This window comes from Alcanivorax sp. HI0083, from assembly GCF_001635175.1.
On the sequence record NZ_LWFX01001389.1, the window covers coordinates 1 to 5,310 of the forward strand.

General features: G+C 57.4%; 3 protein-coding genes and 1 pseudogene. 2 read left to right on the top strand and 2 right to left on the bottom strand.

The window, feature by feature from the left end; all coding sequences use genetic code 11:
* The first annotated feature begins 148 nt into the window (after nt 1–148).
* On the top strand, nt 149–364 hold the full coding sequence (locus A3754_RS21025) for a hypothetical protein (RefSeq protein ID WP_063521233.1): 216 nt from the start codon (nt 149–151) through the stop codon (nt 362–364).
* A 94-nt stretch (nt 365–458) separates the two neighbouring features.
* Nucleotides 459–3,926: a hybrid sensor histidine kinase/response regulator gene (locus A3754_RS21030; RefSeq protein WP_063521234.1), complete on the top strand. Its 3,468-nt coding sequence runs from the start codon at nt 459–461 to the stop codon at nt 3,924–3,926.
* A 260-nt stretch (nt 3,927–4,186) separates the two neighbouring features.
* Here the strand turns inward: A3754_RS21030 and A3754_RS21035 are convergent, their stop codons facing one another.
* Complete coding sequence (locus A3754_RS21035; RefSeq protein WP_063521235.1) at nt 4,187–4,837, bottom strand: response regulator transcription factor; 651 nt, start codon at nt 4,835–4,837, stop codon at nt 4,187–4,189.
* A 148-nt stretch (nt 4,838–4,985) separates the two neighbouring features.
* Nucleotides 4,986–5,310 (bottom strand): annotated as a pseudogene (locus tag A3754_RS21040) (acetyl-coenzyme A synthetase); the annotation flags it as partial.

Genomic DNA, 5,310 nt, shown 5'->3' on the forward strand with positions numbered 1-5,310 from the left:
ATGCCATGGCCAGCGCCTTGCAGGTGCCGGTGATGGAACGTCACACCGCCCGGGGAGATGCGGTGACCAGTGCGCTGATGTACCTGCAGCTGCAGAAATCCACATTAAATTAAGCCGCTGGCGGCTGTGAAAAAGGAAGGAAGAGCTGATGTTCTATGCAGAAAAAATAGCGCTGATAGTGGGCCTCTGCCTGGTTCTGTACGCCTATTTTCGCTACTGGCGCCGGACCGGTGATGGTCAGGGGCTGGTGATGTTCTGGCGACGGACCATGGCACTCAATGTGGTGGAGTTCAAACTGCAACGCGGTGGCATTGCCCTTTTACTGGTAGCCGTGGTGCTACGCTTTGTCCAGGCGCTGCTATAAGCTCAACAGGAGTCGTAACAGGCAGCATGCTCCACGCAACAGGTAAACGCACGATAAGCGATTCCTGATTTGCTTTAACCAACGGGGAGAGGCGGTGTTTTCACTGTGGCAATTGGGTGCGTTGGCGCTGGCTTATGTGTTGGTGTTGTTTGTTATCGCCTGGTGGGGCGATCGGGCTGCCCGACAGGGCCGCAAGACCTTCCACAATGCCTGGGTGTACAGCCTGGGGTTGGGGGTTTATTGCACTTCCTGGACGTTCTACGGCGCGGTTGGTGAAGCGGCCCAGAACGGCTGGAACTACCTGCCTATTTATCTGGGGCCGATCATTACCGTCTTACTGGGCGGTTCACTGATCTACAAGATGGTGTCGGTGGCCCAGCAGCAACACATTACCTCCATTGCCGATTTCCTGGCCGCCCGCTACGGGAAGTCCCGGCGCCTGGCTGTGCTGGTCACCCTGGTGGCCATTGTCGGGGTGTTGCCCTACATCGCCTTACAGCTAAAAGCCGTCACCCTGTCGTTTGATTATGTGCTGGAGGAATCTGCGCCGGGCCAGGTGGATACGGCACTGGTGGTCGCTGCACTGATGGCTATTTTCACCTTGCTGTTCGGTACCCGGCATATCGATACCACCGAGCACCAATCCGGCTTGATGCTGGCGGTGAGTTTTGAATCCTTTATCAAGGTGGTGGCGTTTGTCGGGCTGGGCTTGTATTGCCTGTATGCCATTTTTGATGGCCCGGTGGATATGTGGCAGCAGCTGAGCGAGCGCAGCGATGTCATGCAGAGTTTTGAACCGACCCTGTTTTCGCAAAGTTTCGTCACTTCATTATTGCTTTCCATGGTGGCGATTCTCTGTCTGCCCCGTCAGTTCCATGCCGGTGTGGTAGAAAACAATGACCTGCGCCATTTGCGCACCACGCGCTGGTTGTTTCCGTTTTACCTGGCGCTGTTTGCGATTTTTGTTCTGCCGATCGTGATTGCCGGCGTGATTACCCAGCCCTACCTGATCGGTCATGCAGACACTTACATGTTGTCGTTGCCCATGGCCCAGGCCAATCACGGCATGCTGATGCTGTCGTTTATTGGCGGGATTGCGGCGGCCACTGGCATGGTGATTGTCTCCACCATGGCGCTGGCCATTATGTTGACCAACGAAGTGCTGCTGCCCATGTGGTTGCAGTCGCGGCTCAATGAAAAGGATCAGCTGCCGGATCTCAGCACGCAACTGCGCTTTCTGCGCCGGGCCAGCATTCTGGTGTTGCTGGGGCTGGCGTTTGCCTTCCATACGCTGATCGACCGGTTCGACGGCCTTGCCAGTATCGGGCTGCTGTCGTTTGCCGCCGTGGCCCAGTTCGCGCCATCACTGATCGGTGCCCTGTACTGGCGCAATGGCCATAAGCAGGGGGCGTTCATCGGCCTGGCGCTGGGGTTTGTGGTGTGGTTTTACTGCCTGCTGGCGCCGGTGATTCTGCCCGTGGAGTGGGTGACCGTGCTCAATACCCAGGGGCTGTTCGGCCTGGGCCTGCTACGTCCCCATGCCATGTTCGGCATCGAAGGGCTGGAGCCTCTAACCCATGGTGTGTTCTGGTCGGTGTCCGTGAATCTGGCCGCGTTTATCTACTATTCCCGCCGGGCCAACCATGATGCCCTGGATGAAACCCAGGCCGCCCGGTTTGTGGATATGCCCACGGACTGGTGGCGCGAAGGTATGGGGCACCCCTCCATTACCACCATCGAATTGCTGGAAGTCTGCAAGCGCGGGTTGGGACATCCACGGGCGGAACCTTTGTTCTTCGATTACATGCGCCGGCGTGGGGTGTCGGAAGAATTGGAATTGCCGGCGCCCCTGCATCTGGTGCGATATGTGGAGCGGCTGCTGGCGGGCACCATGGGGGCCTCCACCGCACGCATTGTGATGAGTTCGTTGCTGCGCAAACAGAATGGCCGCCACGATGATGTGGTGCGGATGATGGACGAAGCCTCCGAGCTGATTCAGTTCAACCATCAGTTGCTGCGCACCACCATTGAAACCATTAGCCAGGGCATCTGCGTGGTGGACCGGGATATGCAGGTGGTGGCCTGGAATCAGGCCTACGTAAAGCTGTTTGATTATCCGGACGGGTTGATTCGGTTGGGGCGCTCCATCGCCGATGTGTATCGCTATAACGCCGAACGGGGTTATTACGACGGCGAAAATATGGAAGAAAACGTGACGCGGCGGGTGCAATTATTACGCGAAGGGTATGCGCATCAGTTCGAGCGGGAACTGCCCAATGGCATCGTGGTGGAGGTGCGTGGCACGCCTATGGTGGGCGGCGGTTTTGTCAGTACGTATATGGACATCACCGAACGCAAACACGATGAAAAAGCACTTCGCCAGATCAATGAAAATCTGGAGCAGATGGTCTCGGAGCGTACCCGGAAACTGTCGGAGCTGAATGCCAAACTGGCACAGGCCAATGAAGGGAAAACCCGTTTCCTGGCGGCCGCTGGCCATGACCTGATGCAGCCTTTGAATGCCGCGCAGTTGTTTGCTTCATCGTTGCGTCAGCAGTTGCGTAACCAGGAAAAGGGCCAGTTCGACCATGAGGTACAGGTGCTCGGACATATCGACAGTTCCCTGCAAGCAGCGGAACAAATTATCTCTGCGTTACTGGAAATCAGCAAACTGGATACCGGCACCATGGCGACGCACATCCATCCCTTGCGTTTGTCGTCATTGATGACGCCGCTGGGTCAGGAGTTTTCTGCGCTGGCCAGCGCGCAAGGGCTGACGTTGCGAGCGGTGTCATGCAGTGCGGTGGTGGACAGCGATGAAGTATTGTTGCGACGGGTATTGCAGAACCTGCTGTCCAATGCGGTTCGGTATACGGATTCAGGGCGCATCCTGTTCGGTGCGCGCCGGCTGCACAATGCCGTGCGCATTGATGTGTGGGATACCGGGCCGGGGATTCCCGGTGATCAGCATGAACAGATCTTCCGGGAGTTCCATCGTCTGCCTCAGCTGCATAATCGTGAGGTAAAAGGTCTGGGGTTGGGGCTGGCCATTGCCGACCGGATTTGTCGTTTGTTGGGCCATGCCTTAACCGTCCGCTCCTGGCCGGATAAAGGCACCGTTTTCAGCGTAACGCTGCCGCTGTCCACAGGGGATGTGCCGCCATTGCTGCAGAATGAGCCGTTGCGCGAGCGTCGGGATATCCAGGGCGTGCGCGTTTTCTGTGTGGATAATGATTCCGCGCTGCTGGCGAGCCTGGTGGCGGCCCTGCAAACCCTGGGTTGCGAGGTGGTCGCGGCCAGCGGCCTGCAGGAAGCACGGGAGAAAGCGGCACAAAGCTGGGTGCCGGATGTATTGCTGGTGGATTTTCAGCTGGATCATGAAGACGGGTTTGACGTGATTGAAGCGCTGGATCATTGCTGGGAAGACGTCATTCCTGCCGTACTGATGACCGCAGACCGACGCCCGGAAGTGCGCGCCAGAGCTGAAGAGCAAGGTGTAGGCTTCCTGCAAAAACCGATTTCCGAAGCCATCCTGCAGCGAACGCTGGAAGGGCTTTTGTAAGCTGCGGGCAGCCGTTTGATGGAATTGGGAAATTTCGACCCGGATAGTTATTTTATCGCGGCAGGAGCGTCGCTGGTGAAGCGATAGCCTCAGTTTCAAGTAACGAGAAACGAGAAGCGAGAAGCGAGAAGCGAAAATCACCGGGCTTTCCCTCTGGTTACGGTTTGTATTTCGAAACTCGTTTCTCGCAACTCGACACTCTGGCCTGGCGCGCCCCCAACACTTCTGCAGCAAGTCGCTCTCCATCAAGCTCTTGCGGGTTAGTCCAGGCCGGGAGGCTCGATGGCCAGGTCCTTGAGGGCCAGTACCGCCTGGGTGCGGTTGCGTACGCCCAGCTTGCGAAAAATGGCCGTCATGTGGGCTTTCACCGTGGCTTCCGACACATCCAGTTCGTAGGCGATTACCTTGTTCTGCATGCCTTCCATCAGCATGCCCATCACCCGGAATTGCTGCGGGGTCAGGCTGGCAATGCGCTCGCTCATGGCGGAGTGGTCGGGCAGGGTCGGGGGCATGGCGCGGCGGGCTTTTTCCGGTAGCCAGCGTTCGCCGTCCATGATCTTGCGCATGGCATCGGTCATGGTGTCCACGGAAGTGGATTTGGGAATAAAGCCGTCGGCACCAAAGTGAATGGCCCGCTGTATCACGTCCACATCTTCGGTGGCTGAAATTACCACCACCGGGACTTTCCGGTATTGCTCGCGAAGGTACACCAGCCCCGAAAAACCGTGGGTGCCGGGCATGTGTAAATCCAGAAGAATGACATCGAAGGGGATGGCTTGCTGGCCCAGTACCTCCAGGGTGGCGAGCGAGTCGGCTTCGTGGATGGTGGCGCCGGGAAAACTGGCCTCTACAGCCTGTATCAGGGCCGCACGGAACAGGGGGTGATCATCGGCAATCAGTATGGTTGTCATGACTCTGATTTAAGCATGTTGCGTGCAAAGAGCCCAAAAAAAGATGGGAATGAAAAAAAGATGCTGCCCGGGGAGGGCAGCATGTGGAAAGGAAACACAGAAAACATCCATGTTTCATCAGCGTATGCGGTTTCAAGTGACGTCTGTATCAACGGTTCAGCCGTGTCTCGACCAGGTTGGCGACCACTGCCGGGTCAGCCAAGGTGGAGATGTCGCCCAGGCTGTCGTGTTCGTTGGCCGCCACCTTGCGCAAAATACGGCGCATGATTTTGCCGGACCGGGTTTTCGGTAGTCCGTGGGTAAAGTGAATCAGATCGGGAGTGGCGATGGGGCCGATTTCCCGGCGCACCCACTGGCGTAATTCGTCATGCAGGGCATCGCTGGTGTGCTCGCCATCATTCAGGGTCACATAGACATAAATGCCCTGGCCCTTGATGTTATGGGGATAACCGACGACGGCGGCTTCGCACACC